The sequence below is a fragment of the Erythrobacter sp. W36 genome, from assembly GCF_057364935.1.
In genome coordinates this window covers 413,177-428,855 of sequence record NZ_CP200281.1, presented here as the reverse complement: position 1 = coordinate 428,855, position 15,679 = coordinate 413,177, and the positions used below count along the sequence as shown (strand labels likewise).

Sequence of the window (15,679 nt, the reverse complement as noted above, 5' to 3'; positions counted from 1 at the left end):
CCCTGAGTTAGCGGCTCATCATTCCAGTCACGATCGAGCCCAGGATGCCTCCCAGCGCTCCGCCACCTGATGATCCGCCAGCCGGGGCAGCAGTGCCGCCGGTTGCTTGTTTCGCCATATAGCCAGCAGCGGCCATTGCAAGGATCGGCAGCATTTTCTTCAAAATGCCCTCGTCAATCCCGGTCATCGAGGCGACTTCGCCCGCGACCGAACGGCTCACATCCTTGCTACCAAAGATGTTGCCAAGGATATCATTGCCTTGATTGACCGGCGTGGCCTGAGTGCCCAGCACTGCATCGAGCAGGCCGCCTCCCAAACCACCGCCGCCGCCTGAGCCGCCGCCCAAAATAGCGCCAGCCAGTCCGCCTAGCCCGCCCATTGGGTCAGGGGTGGACGTGCCGCCGGTTGCACTACGCCCCATCCCAGCGACAATCGCCGGGAGCAAAGCGCCAGCGGCGGTCTTGGCCGTGCCCTCATCAATGCCCAGCTCTCGCGCCATGGATGAAATCGCGCCGGTTTGCTGCAAAATTTGGCCTAAACTCATGTCCGTTCCCTTCGATCAAATGCCGTGATTACTTCTTGCCGAACAGACCTTTGGCCATGCCCATCACGTCATTGATCGGGTTACCGTCGCCATCACGGTCAAGCATCGAGGCGAGCCCTGCGAGGCCGCCTTCGCCGCCCTGCAATTTAGAGGAAAGGTCGCCCAATGCGCCTTCACCGCCCATTTGCTCCATGATTGAGCCGAGCATACCGCTGTCGATGCCCGTTTTCTCTGCGGCGAGTTCCACCGTATCGCCCTCTTCCGGGTGCGACTGACCCAGAGCGGCAACAGCTTTTTCAGCCATAGCAGGATCAATTCCAACCTTTTCAGCGAGGCTCGCAACCGTGTCTGGTGAGCCCGAAACTTGCTGCATAATGCTGTCGAGAATGCTCATATTATTGATCCTTCTTTGGTGATTCTTGATTGCCTCAGTCTGCGCGCAAAGACCACAAATGAAAAGGCCCCGCTCCGGCTGTCTCGCCGGGCGGGGCCCTCCTCTCCAACTGTAAAATTTTGTTATGCGGCGACCGGTGCATCCGGTGCGGCCTGTCTCACGCCTTCATCGACATGCGCCTCGAATTCCGCGAAATTGTCGATGAACAGCTGCACCAGCTTGTGAGCCGTTGCATCATATTCGCGCTTGTCAGCCCAAGTCTCACGCGGGTTGAGGATCGTTTGATCGATCCCCGCCTCGGCTAGCACTGGCACGTGGACCGGCACATCAAAGCCAAAATTGTCGTCGCGGCGATATTCGACATTGTCGAGATCACCGTTGAGCGCCGCATTGAGCAGCGCGCGTGTCGCCTTGATCGGCATCCGGTTGCCAACGCCGTACTTGCCGCCGGTCCAACCGGTGTTGAGCAGCCAGCATTGCACGCCGCCCTTGGCGATGCGTTCTTTCAGCAGATTGCCATAGACGCTCGGGTGACGCGGCATGAACGGCGCGCCAAAACAAGTGCTGAAGGTTGCCTCAGGCTCGGTCACGCCGATCTCAGTGCCAGCAACTTTCGCCGTGTAGCCCGATAGGAAGTGATACATCGCCTGTTCCGGTGTCAGCCGCGCAATCGGAGGCAGCACGCCGAACGCATCCGCTGTCAGCATCACGACATTGCTGGGCACTGGACCGAGATTGTCGGCGCTGGTGTTCGGGATGAAATCAATCGGATAGGCACCGCGGGTGTTCTCAGCCAGCGAGTTATCGTCAAAGTCGAGCGTGCGGGTCTGTTCGTCCATCACCACGTTTTCGAGCACAGTGCCGAAACGCTTGGTAGTTGCGTAGATTTCCGGCTCAGCCTCTTCAGACAGGCGGATCATCTTCGCATAGCAACCACCCTCGAAGTTGAAGACCGCAGTGTCGGACCAGCCATGCTCATCGTCACCGATGAGGGTGCGCGAAGCGTCCGCGCTGAGCGTTGTTTTGCCGGTACCGGACAGGCCAAAGAATACCGCCGTCTTGTTGTCCGGCCCGATATTGGCCGAACAATGCATCGGCATCACGCCTTTGGTCGGCAGCAGATAGTTGAGAATGCCAAAGACGCTCTTCTTCATCTCGCCGGCATATTTTGTCCCGCCTATCAGGATCAGCTTTTCAGACAGATTGACCGCAATCACCGTCTCACCGCGCGTGCCATGACGCGCCGGGTCGGCCCGGAAGCTGGGCAGATCAATGATGGTGTATTCAGGCGCGAAATCGGCCAGCTCATCGGTGTTGGGACGCACCAGCAGAGTGCGGATAAACAGATTGTGCCAGGCAAGCTCGTTGATCACGCGCACATTGACGCGGTGCTCCGCTTGCGATCCGCCAAACAGATCCGCGACGTAGAGGGTTTCTTTGTCGCCAAGGGCAGTGAGGAAATCTTGTTTGAGAGCAGCAAAATGCTCTGACGTCATCGAGGCATTGACCTTGCCCCACCAGACCGTGTCCTCGGTCACAGAATCGCGCACGATGAACTTGTCTTTCGCGCTGCGCCCGGTGTGTGCGCCGGTTTTCACAACCAATGCGCCGTCCTTCGACAGGGCGCCTTCGCCGCTGGAAATAGAGGCTTCGACAAGTTCTGGTGTGCCGAGGTTAGGGTGAATTTCAGCTGAGGTTTCAATACCCTGTGATGACAAAGGGTGGGCAAGCGGGGTCAACGCATTTCTCCTGAACCATTATGGTTGTGCAATTTATGAAACCGGACACATTGCTTCCCCGGCGACCGCTTTCCAATGTCTTGCGGCGCGCCAGTGGCCTGCGCTGGTCCGTTTATGCATACGTGTGCATAGATGCGCGCAGCAGCCTCGTCAAACGCGGCAAGCGCAATATCTACTGCCTTATGTGCAAGCCGCGCTTGCGCTCTAAACGCCCGCGTTGTTTATGGCGCTTGATGCGGCTATTCATGGCGTGAGCGCCGCAGTGCGCAGGCACCCTAAGCAAGCGCAGACTAAGTGGCTGGGAGACATAACGAATGAGCGATAGCACCAGCGATATCATGACCAAGGCAGAGCCTGCCAAAGGCGATGAAGTGACGATCGCGCTGGTCGATGATGATCGCAATATCCTCACCACGGTTTCGATTGCGCTGCAGGCGGAAGGGTTCGTGACGCGGCTCTATTCCGACGGTGAAACGGCGCTTAAGGCACTGCTCGACAACCCGCCTGATCTGGCCGTGTTCGACATCAAAATGCCGAAGATGGACGGGCTGGAATTGCTCAGCAAAGTGCGCGAGCACACCGCCCTGCCGGTTATCTTCCTCACCTCCAAAGACGATGAGCTGGACGAGGAAGTGGGGCTGGAGCTTGGCGCGGATGATTACATCGCCAAACCGTTCAGCCTGCGCCTGCTGATCGCCCGTATTCGCGCAATTCTGCGCCGCGCTGACCCCAGCAAAGCCATAGGGATTGAGAGCCAAGAAATTGAGCCGGTCAATCCCAGCATTTCGACCGGGCGGCTGTATATGGATCCCGCGCGCCACCACGTCACTTGGGATGAAAAGCCGGTCAGCCTGACAGTCACAGAGTTCCTGATCCTAGAAGCGCTGGCGGCGCGTCCCGGTGTGATCAAAAGCCGCAACCAATTGATGGATGCGGCCTATCCAGACGACATTTTTGTCGATGACCGCACAGTGGATAGCCACATCAAGCGCATGCGGCGCAAATTCCGCGTCGTCGATCCGCAATTTGGCGCGATCGATACGCTCTACGGGGCGGGCTACAGCTTCACTGATGGTTGAAGATGATGCTCCAACGCTGGATCAAGGAGTGGAACGCCTCAGTCTGACAGGCCGTTTCTCGCTCACTGCGCGAATACTTATCGTGAACCTTTTGCCGCTGCTGTTTTTGGGCGGCGGGCTGTTCTACATCGACAGCTACCGCACGCAGCTGCTCGATGAGCGCTTCAAACTGGCCCGGATCGAGGCTCAGATTGCGGCCGAAGCTCTGGCAGGCGTCACCCGCGAGCGCCAAGAGGCGCTGCTGGTGCAAATCGGCAAAGAGCAGCGGATGCGGATGCGCATGTTCGATTCGGAAGGACTGCTTTGGGCTGACAGCTTCGCCCTGGACGAAGACGGCCCCGCGTTTGAATTTGACGACATCAGCGATGATGACTGGAACCTGCGCTTTGCGCGCTGGCTCGACCGCGCGGTCGATACCGTCGTCAGCGCCAAGCCGGTGACGGACTATGTTGAGAAGGAATCCGACCAGGCCGATGATTGGCCAGAATTGGTGGCGGCACGCGAGCAAGGCATCAGCCAGATCACGCTTTACGATTGGCGCGATGGCACCCCGGTGATCACCGCGGCTGCTCCTGTTGGTTTGAATGGCGCGACCTTGCTGACCACACGCAATGCGGTCGACATTACGGAGGCGGTGCGCGCGGCGCGGTCGACCTTGGTGATTGCAGTTCTGATCGTTCTGTTCGCCTCTTTCCTCTTATCGCTGTTCTTAGCCCGCACAATCGTCACCCCGCTGCGCCTGCTTTCCAAAGCGGCGGTGAGAGTGCGCCAGGGCCGCGAACGCGAGGTTGAAGTTCCGCGCTTGCCGGAGCGCGGGGATGAGATCGGTCTGCTCGCCCGCGCTGTTTCCGACATGACGGGGGCGCTGCGCCACCGGATTGATGCGGTCGACAGCTTTGCCGCTGATGTGGCGCATGAGATCAAGAATCCGCTGGCAAGCCTGCGCAGCGCCATCGAAGCGCTGCCGCGTGTCGAAGACGAAGACACGCGCAAGAAACTTACCGATATTGCCACCCACGACGTGCGCCGCATTGACCGGCTCGTCACCGAGATTTCCGACGCGAGCCGGATCGATTCTGAAATGTCGCGCGCCACGCTGGAACGGATCGATCTGTCCGATCTGGTGCGGGCGATCATCGGCAGCCGCGAAGACCGCGCAGAAAATCGCAACCGAGAGATCATCCTGAAGGCGCGCGGATTCGCCGCAAATGTGGTCGGTGTGGGCCCTCGTCTGGAGCGGGTGGTCGAGAACCTGCTGGACAATGCGGTGTCCTTCTCGCCGCCCAAAGCACCAATCCTGGTCGAAATTGAGAACGACGGGGAGTGCGTCGCGCTCACCGTCTGCGACGAAGGGCCCGGCATTCCTGAGGACGCGCGCGAAAAAGTCTTCACCCGCTTCCACTCGATCCGCCCGGACAATGAGGATTTCGGCAACCACTCCGGCCTGGGCCTCGCCATCGCGCGGGCCATTGCCGAGGCGCATGACGGCTCGCTCGTCGCCGAAAGCCGGGCTGACGGACAAAACGGCGCATGCCTCCGGCTGCAACTGCCAGCGGCGGTCTAACCAAAATGGAGCCGCTGCTTGTTCAGGCCAGCGCGGTCGCCGTTGATGGCCAAGCCCTGCTGATTGAAGGCGATCCGGGCAGCGGCAAATCCTCGCTCGCCCTAGCCCTGATCGAACGCGGAGCGGAGCTAATCGGCGATGATGGGGTCACACTCACTCGGGACGGCGAGCAAGTCATCGCCTCACCCCCGCCGAACATCACCGGCAAGCTGGAGATCAGAGGCGTGGGAATCGTCGATCTTCCCGCGGTTAGCGCACCGCTCGCGCTGATCCTCACCCTTTCCGATGACGCACCGCGTTATCGCGAGACAGCCGACGCCCGCGATTTGCTCGGCTACTCAGTTCCCGCCCTCCCATTTGTGCCCGGCGCAATCGCGCCAGCGGAGCGCGCGCTGTGGGCACTAAAACTACACGGACGGCAGAGCGGGCTTGCAATCCGGTGAGACGAGCGCGAAGAACGCGGCCAAGGGTCGAACACGCAAAGGCATCTATTCGCGCATGAACCAGCCCAGCCCATCCAGCGATCAACGCCAGCAAATCCTGCTAGTCACGGGCCTATCCGGCGCGGGCAAATCAACCACGCTCGATGTGCTGGAGGATATGGGCTGGGAAACGATTGATAACTTCCCGGTGCGCCTGCTGAAGCGGCTCATTTCCAATCCAGACGAGCAAGGCGCACCGCTGGCGATTGGGTTCGATTCGCGCACACGCGGGTTTGTGCCCGGCAGCATCATTGAGCTGGTCAAAGAGCTAGCCCAACGCCCGGACATCTCGATCACCTTTATGTTTCTTGATTGCACCAGCGGCGAGCTGGAGCGGCGTTACAATGAAACCCGCCGCCGTCACCCCATGGCGCAGGGCCGCCCCCTGCAAGAGGGCATCAAGGCGGAGCGCGAGCTGCTCGATCCGCTGCGGCGCTGGGCCGATATCGTGATCGACACCAGCGAGCTTGCCAGCAATCAGCTGCAAAACCACGTGCGCGATCTGTTCAGCGAAGAAACCGGGCAGCCGACCACGCTCACCATCTCCAGCTTTGGTTTTGCACGCGGAATGCCGCCGCTCGCCGATCTGGTGTTCGACATGCGCTTCCTCGACAATCCGCATTGGGTAGAGGGCTTGCGCGAGCTGACCGGTCAAGACGAACCTGTTGCCAAACATGTCGCCAGCGATCCCGCATTTGGCCAGGCTTTTGCGCAGATCCGCGACCTCTTGCTGACCTTGCTGCCGCGCTATCAGGCGCAGGGCAAAGCCTATGTCCACGTCGCCTTTGGTTGCACCGGAGGGAGACACCGCTCAGTTTTCACCGCTGAAGAGATGGCCAAAGGCTTGCGCGAGGCAGGCTTTTCGCCCACTGTCCGACACCGCAATTTGGGCTCTCGCGCCGCCGACGAAATTGAACGTGGGTGACGCATTTGAGCCTTTTCGCAACGATCGGGCCTTGGCATTGCTGTCTCAATGCCCCGCGCCGCAGGTAATGAACGGACCCGGACTTCACACATGATTGGTTTGATTCTGGTCACCCATGGCCGCCTTGCGGAGCAATTTGTCGATGCGATGGAGCACGTCGTTGGCCCTCAGGAAAACATCGCCACGGTCTGCATTGGTCCCAATGACGATATGGAGCAGCGCCGTCAGGAGATTGCTGAGGCGATCACCACCGTTGAAAGCGGCAGCGGCGTTATCATCCTGACCGATCTGTTTGGCGGCACCCCTTCCAACCTCGCCATTTCACTGCTTGATGGCGGCAAGGTGGAAGTGATCGCCGGGATCAATCTGCCCATGCTGATCCGTCTCGCAGGTGCGCGCGGCAAGATGGACGTGCGTGAAGCGGTGGATGCGGCGCAGCACGCCGACAAGAATTACATCACCGTTGCGAGCGAACTCCTTGGAGACGACGCCAAGCCGAGCAAGGCTCAGGCATGACGGAAACGCGCCGCACCATGGAAATCGTCAATCAGCGCGGCCTGCACGCGCGGGCGAGCGCGAAATTTGTCGGAGCGGTTGCCGCCCTTCCAGAGAACATCAAAGTGCGCGTTGCCAAAGACGGCAATGAAGCCGCCGGCGGCTCTATCTTGGGCCTGATGATGCTGGGCGCGGCCAAAGGCGACAGCGTCGACCTCATCGTCGAAGGCGACGGCGCGGAAGCAGTGCTCGAGGAATTGTGCGCGCTCGTCGGAGACGGCTTTGGCGAGGAGTGAGCGGGCCCATGCCTGACACCTCAAATGACGCGTTCGAGCCCGGTCGCAAGCACATCACCGGGTTCTCCAATGCCACGGTCAAATATCTGCGCTCACTGCGCGATAAGAAGCACCGCAAGCGCGCCGGGCAATTCCTTGCCGAGGGTCTGCGCCTGCTGACCGATGCGCGCGAATGCGGCCATATTCCGCGCACCTTGGTGATGGCAGAGGCGCGCGACCAGCATAGCCTGCTCGATGCGCTGGAGAATGACGTGCTGGCCGTGCGGCGGCGAGATCATCACCACCACGCCCGACATTCTGACCAAGATCACCGGCAAATCCAATGCGCAAAGTGTCGTCGGCGTGTTTGACGAATTCGACACTTCCTTGAGCGCATTAGACCGCGCCGCCGCGCCGATCTGGATGGTGGCACAGGATCTGCGCGATCCCGGCAATTTGGGCACCATGCTGAGAACCTGCGATGCGGTTGGCGCGGGCGGCTTGATCCTGATTGACGATTGCGCCGACCCGTTCAGCGCAGAGGCCGTGCGCGCCAGCATGGGCGCGGTGTTCACGCAAGGGATCGCGCAAGCCCGCTGGGAGGAATTTCTGCCCTGGCTGAGAGGCGGAGAAGGCCAATTGGTCGCGGCGTCGCTCAGAGATGCCGTACCTTATCGCGGCGCCGACTACCGCAGCCCCTGCTTCATCCTGGTGGGCAACGAGTCCCAAGGCCTGCCAAAGGCTTATGAGGCGGAATGCGATCTGCGGGTGACCATGCCCATGCGAGGCCGCGCCGATTCGCTTAATGCAGCGGTTGCAGGTGCTGTGCTGGCGTATGAGGTTCTGGCCGGGCTGGAGGGTTAGGCTCCGGACGCTCCGCGTGGTATACTGACGCTGGTCGCCACACAGGCTTCATTCCAAAAGCCCGGAGACACGGCCATGCCCAAATTCGCCAATGCAACGCTAATTCTGGCCGTCATAGCCTATATGGTGGCGGTCGGTTCGGACATATTCGGGCAGCAGGTTTTGATCCCCGTGACATTCGCAGAGCCGCCGCGTTCATTGCTGCTTTATAACGGCCCGGTCGAGTATGACAGCGGTCCATATTGGCGCGCTCTAACGAGCGCTATTGTCGTGCTTTCGATATTGGCGGCGCTGGCCAATTGGAAAACGCCAAGACGCTGGTGGATCGCGGCATTTTTCGTAGCGTTTATGGTCATCAACGCGGTGTCGTTCGCGTTTATCTTTCCCGAATATGAGGCGATCCAAAGCACGCCTCTGGCAGATCATATTGATCCAGAGTTGGTCGCCCGCGCTGAGGCTCAGGAAGTCCGTGCAGGCATCAGATCATTGGTCTTGCTGGCAGTCGCGGTGATACCTCTTCACGCTTTGACGATGCCTCTAAACGACAAGGATTGAGTGTCAGAACGCACGCTTGGCGTATCGACTGAGACAAAGGTCTAAGCATCGCTGCACACGCACCCTCCCCCAATGCAAATCGGCGAGACAGAGCCTAACCCTGCCTCGCCGATGCGATTACTCAATGTGATGAGCGCTTAGCCTTCAGCAAGCATCTCGTCATAAACTGCGCATGCAGCAGCTACGTCGTAGCCTTCTTCCTGAGCTTGCGCTTGAACTTCTTGAAGCTTGGCAGCCATCGCTTGCATTGCTTCTGGATCGTTCGCGAGGCCTTGCATTTTCTCGCCAACTTCGGTTGCCTTGGCAACCAGGGTCTCTTCGTTGCAATCTTCAGCAGCTGCAGTTTCAGTGGTTTCTTCCGCTGCGCCTTCTGCAGGTGCATCGGTTGCTTCGCCGCCGCAAGCTGAAAGCGTCAGAGCTGCTGCGGTTGCTACCGCGAAAAGATTTGTCTTTTTCATTATTTAATCCCCTACATGTCCCATCTTTGGGCGCGCAGAGCCCTAGTCAGGTGTTCGGGATTTGGCAATATCTTGTGTTGCTTTTCAAGCAAGTGTCCACGAACGGGATAGTTGGGCTTGGCTTGGAAGGCCCAGCTATTCCGCCGCATCGCGTTTGTCATCGAGCGCGCCAAGATCATCCGGCACATTGGCTGCATCCTGCGCATTATAGCGCGGCGCGCTTTCGACCAGGGGCACTTCTTCGATCTCGCGCTTGCCGATCTCAATGCCTTTGTCGGCTAGCCGCTTGCCAGATGTCAGCACATTGCGCTCGAAGCTGCCGACGAACTTGTTGTAATTCGCAACCGCCGTCTCCAGGCCCCCGCCAACGCGCTTCATATGCTCAGCGGCAACCCGCAGGCGGTCATACAATTCTGCACCAAGCTTGCCGATTTCCTGCGCTTCGCCCGCCATCTTGTCCTGCCGCCAGACCTGCGCAACCGTGCGGGCGATCGCCACCAAATTGGTCGGAGTGGCGAGCAGCACCTTGTTGCTGAACGCAAAATCCCACAGCTCTGGATCGTGCTCTAGCGCGGCGGCAACGAAGTGCTCGCCCGGCACGAACATCACGACATAATCGGGCGCGTCCTCGAACTGGCTCTGATAGCTTTTCGAACCGAGCGTCTGCACGTGATTGCGCATGCTCTTGGTGTGCAGATCGAGGTGCCGCGCGCGTTCGCCGTCATCCTCCGCCTCAAATGCGGCTTGATAAGCATTGAGCGAAACTTTCGCATCAATCACCAGCTTCTTTTGCCCCGGCACATTGATGATCGCATCAGGACGCAGACGGCCGCTGTCGGTCTCCATCGATTGCTCAAGATGAAAGTCGGTGTGCTCCGCGAGCCCGCATTGCTCCAGCACATTCTGCAACGCTCGCTCCCCCAGCGCCCGCGCGCTTTCGGAGCATTGGTGAGTGAATTGCCGAGCCGCTGCGCCTCGCGCCGGACCTCTTCCTGCCCCTCGCGCATGGATTGGATCAGACCGTTGAGCTGTCCGAAGGCGTCAACCCGCTGCTTCTCCAGCGTCTCCACCTGGCGTTCGTATTTTTCGAGCCGCTCACCAACCGGTTGCAACAGCGATTTGATCTTGGCCTCACCGGTTTCTTCCGATTGCTTAAAGCGCTCCTCCGCGCGGCGCAGAAATGCCTCCTGCGCCTTGCCCAGCACAGCGGCGCCGGTGTTCTCAAACTCTTTCAGTAGCGCGCCGCGCGATTCCTCCAGCAGGCGCTTTTGCTCCGCAAAGGTCGCGGCCTGCGCCTTTAGCCCTGAGTTTTCCTCGCGCAGCCTGTCCAGATCGCTGGCAAGGCTGTCTGCTCGCGCAGCCCTTTCTCCAAGCGCGGAGACTTCGATACGCGCCTCGCCCAATTCCGCGATTGCCTGCTTAAACTCACCCTCTTTCTCGCTCAGCCGCTCGCGCAGCTCCGCTGCCGGACGCGAAGCAAAAAACCACGCCGCGCCGCCGCCGACAAGCAGGCCGAGAATAAGAGCGATAATCGCGAGAAGGGTCGTATCCATCACGCAACCTTATGCGGAACGGACGGGGAACGCCAGTCGCACTTTTACGAAACTTGGGGGTTATGCGATCTGCTTTGCCTCGCGAAAGGAACGAATGCTCACAGCAAGTGCCATCAGGGAGGCAGCCGCTGCAATGGTGATCCATAACCAATCGCGAGGCTCGTTATTATAGGCAGTCCAAGACTGGTACGCCCATGCCCCGACCAGCAGCAGCCAACCAATTCCGATGGCTAGGTAAGATACTCTAGAACGTGGCTCATCATCATCCGCTCGCGACTTAGTTGCAGAATCGAGCAGAAAGCCAGCCGCAATCCACAAAAGTGACCCAATCATGAGGATCACAAACCCACTGGCGATATCTTCAAACATCCCCACCAGGCCGATCTTCTAAGCCGCCTGCCTGATCTTCTTCAGCTTCTTCAGCGCCATGCTGCGCTTCAAGCGTGAAAGGTGGTCGATAAATAGAATACCTTCGAGGTGGTCCATCTCGTGCTGGATGCAGGTCGCCATCATGCCTTCGAGCGATTCCTCGTGGGTGTTGCCCTCAACATCCTGATAGCGCACGCGGCATGTCGCCGGGCGGTCTACATCGGCGTAAATCTCTGGAACGGAGAGGCAGCCTTCCTGATAGGTCGCAAGCTCCTCTGCCGGATCGAGAATTTCCGGGTTCACGAAAACGCGCGGCTCTTTTTTGACCGGATAGTGCTTGTGCGATCCTTGGCCATCGCCATGATCATGGCCGCATTCCTCTGGTTCTGCGTCCATATCCGGCTCTTGCAGATCAATCACCAGCAGGCGTTTGGGCACGCCGACTTGGATCGCGGCCAGGCCAATGCCCGGCGCATCATACATCGTCTCGAACATGTCAGCGACGAGGGTTTTCAATTCGTCATCGAACTGCGTGACAGGTTCAGACACGATTTTGAGCCGGGGATCCGGCACTTCTAGGATTTCACGAATAGCCATGAAGGTGATTTAGTGCGTGATGCCTGCGCTCGCAAGCAGAAGGGTCCGATCAGTGTGATTGGATATGTATCGGTCAGGTTACCGAGGCCAGCCCGCGCCCTCCACCTTCCACCCGGAGCAGTTTCGGATACCATCCAGGTGGAAGGGTGGAGGGTGCGGGCTGGCTAGGCCTTAGACAAGAACGATCACTCCACCGGCCGCCTAGCCCTCAGCGCTTGAGCCAGCGTTCCCTCGTCAAGATAATCCAGCTCGCCGCCCACGGGTAGGCCATGCGCTAGCTGCGTGATGCGCAGGCCAAAAGGCTCTAGCCGCTCGGCAATGTAATGCGCGGTGGTTTGCCCCTCCAAAGTCGCGTTCATCGCCAGCACAACCTCGTCAACCTCGCCGCCTTCCACGCGGGTCAGCAGATCGGTGATATTGAGGTCTTCTGGACCAATGCCATCAAGCGCCGACAAACGCCCGCCGAGCACATGATAGCGCCCAGAAAACAGCCGCGCCCGGTCGAGTGCCCACACATCGGCGACGTCCTCCACCACGCAAAGCGATTTTGCATCGCGCCGATGATCTGCGCAAATGCCGCAGGGGTTGCTCGTGTCGACATTGCCGCAGGTCGCGCATTCAACCAGTGTCTCACTGACCGCGCCGAGCGCATCGAGCAGAGCAGGCAGCGCCTGTTCCCGGTTCTTCACCAGCCACAACACAGCGCGCCGGGCAGAACGCGGCCCCAGCCCGGGAAGCCGGGCCAATGTGCTGGAGAGCGCTTCGATCTCTTGCGATGCCATGGGCAGAGGGATAGGGGCTTGGCGAAGTTTGAGAAAGGCCGGGGCACGTGTCCATGCGCATAATTTTTATGGGAACGCCTGATTTTGCGGTGCCGGCCTTGGCTGCTCTGCATGAAGCGGGACACGAAGTGGCGTGTGTTTACACTCAGCCACCCCGTCCGGCGGGCCGCGGCAAAAAGCTGCGCCCATCGCCTGTGCAGCAGAAGGCGGAAGCCTTAGACCTCATGGTGCGCCATCCCAAATCGCTGAAATCGGACGAGGCGCGTGCGGAGTTTGCGGCAATCGGCGCGGATTTAGCTGTGGTGGCGGCTTACGGTCTGATCCTGCCGCAAATTGTGCTGGATGCGCCGACGCATGGCTGCCTCAATATCCATGCCTCGCTGCTGCCGCGTTGGCGCGGAGCCGCACCGATCCACCGCGCAGTGATGGCAGGAGACAAGCAAACGGGCGTCACCATCATGCAGATGGAGGCAGGGCTCGATACCGGGCCGATGCTGTCTAAAGTGACCACGCCTGTTCTGGACAAGACGACCGGCGAATTGACCGAGGAGCTGGCCGAGCTTGGCGCCAATGCAATGATCGAAGTGCTCGCTGACCTGCCGAACATAGCGCCGCAAGCGCAGGATGATGATGCGGCAATCTATGCGCCCAAGATCGACAAGGCAGAGGCCCGGATCGACTGGTCGAAACCAGCCGCAAAATTGGTGAACCATGTTCACGGGCTCGCCCCTTTCCCTGGCGCTTGGTTCGAATTGAACGGCGAGCGCGTGAAACTGCTACGTGCAGAAGTGTGCCAAGGTTCGGGAACAGCGGGCCAAGTGCTGGACGACGATCTCGCAATTGCCTGCGGTGATGGCGCATTGCGTCCGGTGCGTCTGCAGCGCGCTGGCAAACCGGCGATGGACCGGGACGACTTTCTGCGCGGTCGCGCGGTTGCAAAGGGCTCAATCCTGACGTGACCCGCTTTGCGCTTACTCTGGAATTTGATGGCTCGCCTTACCAAGGACTCCAGCGGCAAAAACACGGGCCGAGCGTACAGCAGGCCGTCGAAGAGGCCGCGCACAGGATAACCGGCGAAGACGCACAATTGCTCAGCGCCGGGCGGACAGATACCGGCGTCCATGCGCTCGCCATGCGCAGTCATATGGATATCGAGAAGGACTTCACCCCGTTCCGCTTCATGGAGGCGCTGAATGGGCAATTGCGCCCTCACCCGATCGCCGTCACCGCCTGCGAGGAAGTGGACGAGGATTGGCATGCACGCTTTTCCTGCACCGGGCGGCGCTATCTTTACCGCATCATCAACCGCCGTGCGCCTTTGACCTTTGGCCGGAACCGCGCTTGGCAAGTTAGCCCAGAGCTCGACGTTGAGGCGATGCAGCGCGCCGCCCAAGCTCTGATCGGCAAGCATGACTTCACCACATTCCGCTCAGTCAGGTGCCAAGCGAAAGACCCGGTGAAGACACTCGATCTGCTCGAAGTGAAGCGTGCCACAACCGAATTAGGCCCGGAAATTCATGTGCATGCGGCAGCGCGCAGTTTCCTGCATCATCAGGTTCGCTCGATGGTCGGCTGCCTCAAGCTGGTCGGCATGGGAACCTGGGCAGAGAGCGAAGTCGCCGAGGCATTGGCCGCGCGGGACCGCCAGAGATTGGGCTATAACGCGCCGCCGCATGGGCTATATTTCGTTGAGGCGCTCTATCCTGCGGGCGATTGAACTCGCTTGCGCTGCCTTACGCAACGTCACCCTAGCCAAGCGCGCATCGCTGGCCTAGCCAAGCCTTCAAAGCAATCAAGGAGAGACCCCCATGACGACTACTGGTAAACAGCTTTTCACAACGCTCGATGCGGGCGGCGCGCTGACCGTCGAAATCGCGGAAGCGAGCTTCCCAGAGCCGACCGGCAACCAAGTACTGGTCAAAATGGAAGCGGCCCCGATCAACCCATCGGACCTCGCGATCCTCACCAGCGCGGCTGATTTTGAGAATGCAGAATATTCCCACGGCAAAGTTGTGGCGCAAATGCCAGAGCCATTCCTGTCGGGTCAGCGCGGCCGCCATGGCCAGCGTTTGCCAGCGGGTAATGAAGGCGCAGGCACCGTGGTAGCAACTGGTGACGGCGACATGGCAAAAGGCTTGATGGGCCAGCGAGTGGCCTGCGTTCCCGGCAATGCCTTCAGCCAATATGCAATTGCGGATGCGATGATGTGTCTGCCGCTGGGCGATCATAGCGCCGAAGTGGGCGCATCCAGCTTCGTTAATCCAATGACCGCGCTCGGATTTGTCGAGACCGCTAAGATGGAAGGCCACGATGCGATCATCCATTTGGCCGCTGCTTCCAACCTTGGCCAGATGCTCAACAAAATCTGCCTCGAAGACGGAATGAAGATCGTAAACATCGTGCGCAAGCAAGAGCATGTCGACCTGCTGAAAGGCCTCGGTGCGACGCATATCGTGAACTCGTCCGACGATGATTACATGAAGCAATTGCGCGCTGCGATCACAGAAACCGGCGCCTTCCTGGGCTTTGACCCAATTGGCGGCGGACAGAATACGGACCACGTGCTGAAGGCCATGGAGCAGGTTGCTTCAAGCCAGATGGACGAGTTCTCGCGCTATGGCTCCAACCAGGACAAGAAGATGTACATGTATGGACGGCTCGATCTCGGCCCGACCATCCTGACACCGTCCTATGGCCTGCAATGGAGCGTATCGGGCTGGCTGCTGACGCCGTTCCTCGCGAAAGCTGGAATGGAGACGGTTGTGAAACTGCGCACTCGCGTTCAGCAGAACCTCACCACCACATTTGCCAGCCACTACAAGGCGAAGGTCAATCTGGAAGAGATGCTGACCAAGGAAGCGATCCTTGATTATCGCCAGATGAAAACTGGCGAGAAGTATCTCGTAACTCCTCACACGTAGGAACCAAACAAAGAAACCATTCGTGCTGCGCTTGTCGAGGCACTGCACTTTCCTCGGGCACTTGCTCAGAGAAAGAGGTGCAG

General features: G+C 59.5%; 17 protein-coding genes and 2 pseudogenes. 11 read left to right on the top strand and 8 right to left on the bottom strand.

Going from position 1 to position 15,679, the window contains the following annotated elements; all coding sequences use genetic code 11:
* Positions 1-7 precede the first annotated feature (7 nt).
* The 3 genes from AC0V6U_RS02000 to AC0V6U_RS01990 all read right to left on the bottom strand — a co-directional run bounded on the left by AC0V6U_RS02000 (position 8) and on the right by AC0V6U_RS01990 (position 2,677).
* Complete coding sequence (locus tag AC0V6U_RS02000) at positions 8-544, bottom strand: DUF937 domain-containing protein (protein WP_472644562.1); 537 nt, start codon at positions 542-544, stop codon at positions 8-10.
* A 28-nt stretch (positions 545-572) separates the two neighbouring features.
* The gene (locus AC0V6U_RS01995) at positions 573-938 is read right to left on the bottom strand and encodes a hypothetical protein (protein WP_472644561.1); all 366 of its coding nucleotides are present in this window, start codon (positions 936-938) and stop codon (positions 573-575) included.
* A gap of 122 nt (positions 939-1,060) precedes the next feature.
* Positions 1,061-2,677, bottom strand: coding sequence for a phosphoenolpyruvate carboxykinase (locus tag AC0V6U_RS01990; protein ID WP_472644560.1), 1,617 nt, complete (start codon positions 2,675-2,677; stop codon positions 1,061-1,063).
* 314 nt (positions 2,678-2,991) lie between these two features.
* On the opposite strand from AC0V6U_RS01990, the gene AC0V6U_RS01985 reads away from it, so the two are divergent.
* The 8 genes and pseudogenes from AC0V6U_RS01985 to AC0V6U_RS01950 all read left to right on the top strand — a co-directional run bounded on the left by AC0V6U_RS01985 (position 2,992) and on the right by AC0V6U_RS01950 (position 8,916).
* A complete protein-coding gene (locus AC0V6U_RS01985) occupies positions 2,992-3,756 on the top strand; it encodes a response regulator (RefSeq protein WP_472644559.1) in 765 nt (254 codons plus the stop codon).
* Positions 3,749-5,320 (top strand): sensor histidine kinase, encoded by a 1,572-nt coding sequence (locus AC0V6U_RS01980; protein WP_472644557.1) that lies wholly within the window; start codon positions 3,749-3,751, stop codon positions 5,318-5,320. The genes AC0V6U_RS01985 and AC0V6U_RS01980 overlap by 8 nt, the downstream gene beginning before the upstream one ends.
* The gene (locus AC0V6U_RS01975) at positions 5,287-5,763 is read left to right on the top strand and encodes an HPr kinase/phosphorylase (RefSeq protein WP_486169351.1); all 477 of its coding nucleotides are present in this window, start codon (positions 5,287-5,289) and stop codon (positions 5,761-5,763) included. Before AC0V6U_RS01980 ends, AC0V6U_RS01975 begins: the two co-directional genes overlap by 34 nt.
* A 55-nt stretch (positions 5,764-5,818) precedes the next feature.
* Positions 5,819-6,727 carry an RNase adapter RapZ gene (rapZ, locus tag AC0V6U_RS01970; RefSeq protein WP_472644555.1) on the top strand — a complete coding sequence of 303 codons (909 nt, stop codon included), beginning with the start codon at positions 5,819-5,821 and terminating at the stop codon, positions 6,725-6,727.
* A 90-nt stretch (positions 6,728-6,817) separates the two neighbouring features.
* Entirely contained in the window at positions 6,818-7,243 is a 426-nt protein-coding gene (locus AC0V6U_RS01965; protein WP_472644554.1) for a PTS sugar transporter subunit IIA, read from the top strand.
* On the top strand, positions 7,240-7,518 hold the full coding sequence (locus AC0V6U_RS01960; RefSeq protein ID WP_472644553.1) for an HPr family phosphocarrier protein: 279 nt from the start codon (positions 7,240-7,242) through the stop codon (positions 7,516-7,518). The genes AC0V6U_RS01965 and AC0V6U_RS01960 overlap by 4 nt, the downstream gene beginning before the upstream one ends.
* 8 nt (positions 7,519-7,526) lie before the next feature.
* Positions 7,527-8,361: pseudogene (locus AC0V6U_RS01955) on the top strand (TrmH family RNA methyltransferase).
* A gap of 75 nt (positions 8,362-8,436) precedes the next feature.
* Positions 8,437-8,916 (top strand): hypothetical protein, encoded by a 480-nt coding sequence (locus AC0V6U_RS01950; RefSeq protein ID WP_472644551.1) that lies wholly within the window; start codon positions 8,437-8,439, stop codon positions 8,914-8,916.
* A 137-nt stretch (positions 8,917-9,053) separates the two neighbouring features.
* Here AC0V6U_RS01950 and AC0V6U_RS01945 read toward each other — a convergent pair whose 3' ends face one another.
* From AC0V6U_RS01945 to recR, 5 genes and pseudogenes are all read right to left on the bottom strand, one after another.
* Positions 9,054-9,374, bottom strand: a complete 321-nt coding sequence (locus AC0V6U_RS01945) for a hypothetical protein (RefSeq protein WP_472644550.1) — start codon at positions 9,372-9,374, stop codon at positions 9,054-9,056.
* A gap of 135 nt (positions 9,375-9,509) precedes the next feature.
* Positions 9,510-10,927, bottom strand: a pseudogene (locus AC0V6U_RS01940) (DNA recombination protein RmuC).
* 60 nt (positions 10,928-10,987) lie between these two features.
* Positions 10,988-11,296 (bottom strand): hypothetical protein, encoded by a 309-nt coding sequence (locus tag AC0V6U_RS01935; protein ID WP_472644549.1) that lies wholly within the window; start codon positions 11,294-11,296, stop codon positions 10,988-10,990.
* Between the two features lie 18 nt (positions 11,297-11,314).
* Positions 11,315-11,893 (bottom strand): peptide deformylase, encoded by a 579-nt coding sequence (locus AC0V6U_RS01930; protein WP_472644548.1) that lies wholly within the window; start codon positions 11,891-11,893, stop codon positions 11,315-11,317.
* A 185-nt stretch (positions 11,894-12,078) separates the two neighbouring features.
* On the bottom strand, positions 12,079-12,675 hold the full coding sequence (gene recR, locus AC0V6U_RS01925) for a recombination mediator RecR (RefSeq protein WP_472644546.1): 597 nt from the start codon (positions 12,673-12,675) through the stop codon (positions 12,079-12,081).
* A gap of 53 nt (positions 12,676-12,728) precedes the next feature.
* On the opposite strand from recR, the gene fmt reads away from it, so the two are divergent.
* The 3 genes from fmt (at position 12,729) to AC0V6U_RS01910 (ending at position 15,596) form a co-directional block, all read left to right on the top strand.
* Complete coding sequence (gene fmt, locus AC0V6U_RS01920) at positions 12,729-13,634, top strand: methionyl-tRNA formyltransferase (protein ID WP_472644545.1); 906 nt, start codon at positions 12,729-12,731, stop codon at positions 13,632-13,634.
* Entirely contained in the window at positions 13,631-14,392 is a 762-nt protein-coding gene (gene truA, locus AC0V6U_RS01915) for a tRNA pseudouridine(38-40) synthase TruA (RefSeq protein ID WP_472644544.1), read from the top strand. The genes fmt and truA overlap by 4 nt, the downstream gene beginning before the upstream one ends.
* A gap of 91 nt (positions 14,393-14,483) precedes the next feature.
* Positions 14,484-15,596 (top strand): zinc-binding dehydrogenase, encoded by a 1,113-nt coding sequence (locus tag AC0V6U_RS01910; protein ID WP_472644543.1) that lies wholly within the window; start codon positions 14,484-14,486, stop codon positions 15,594-15,596.
* The last annotated feature ends 83 nt before the right edge of the window (positions 15,597-15,679 follow it).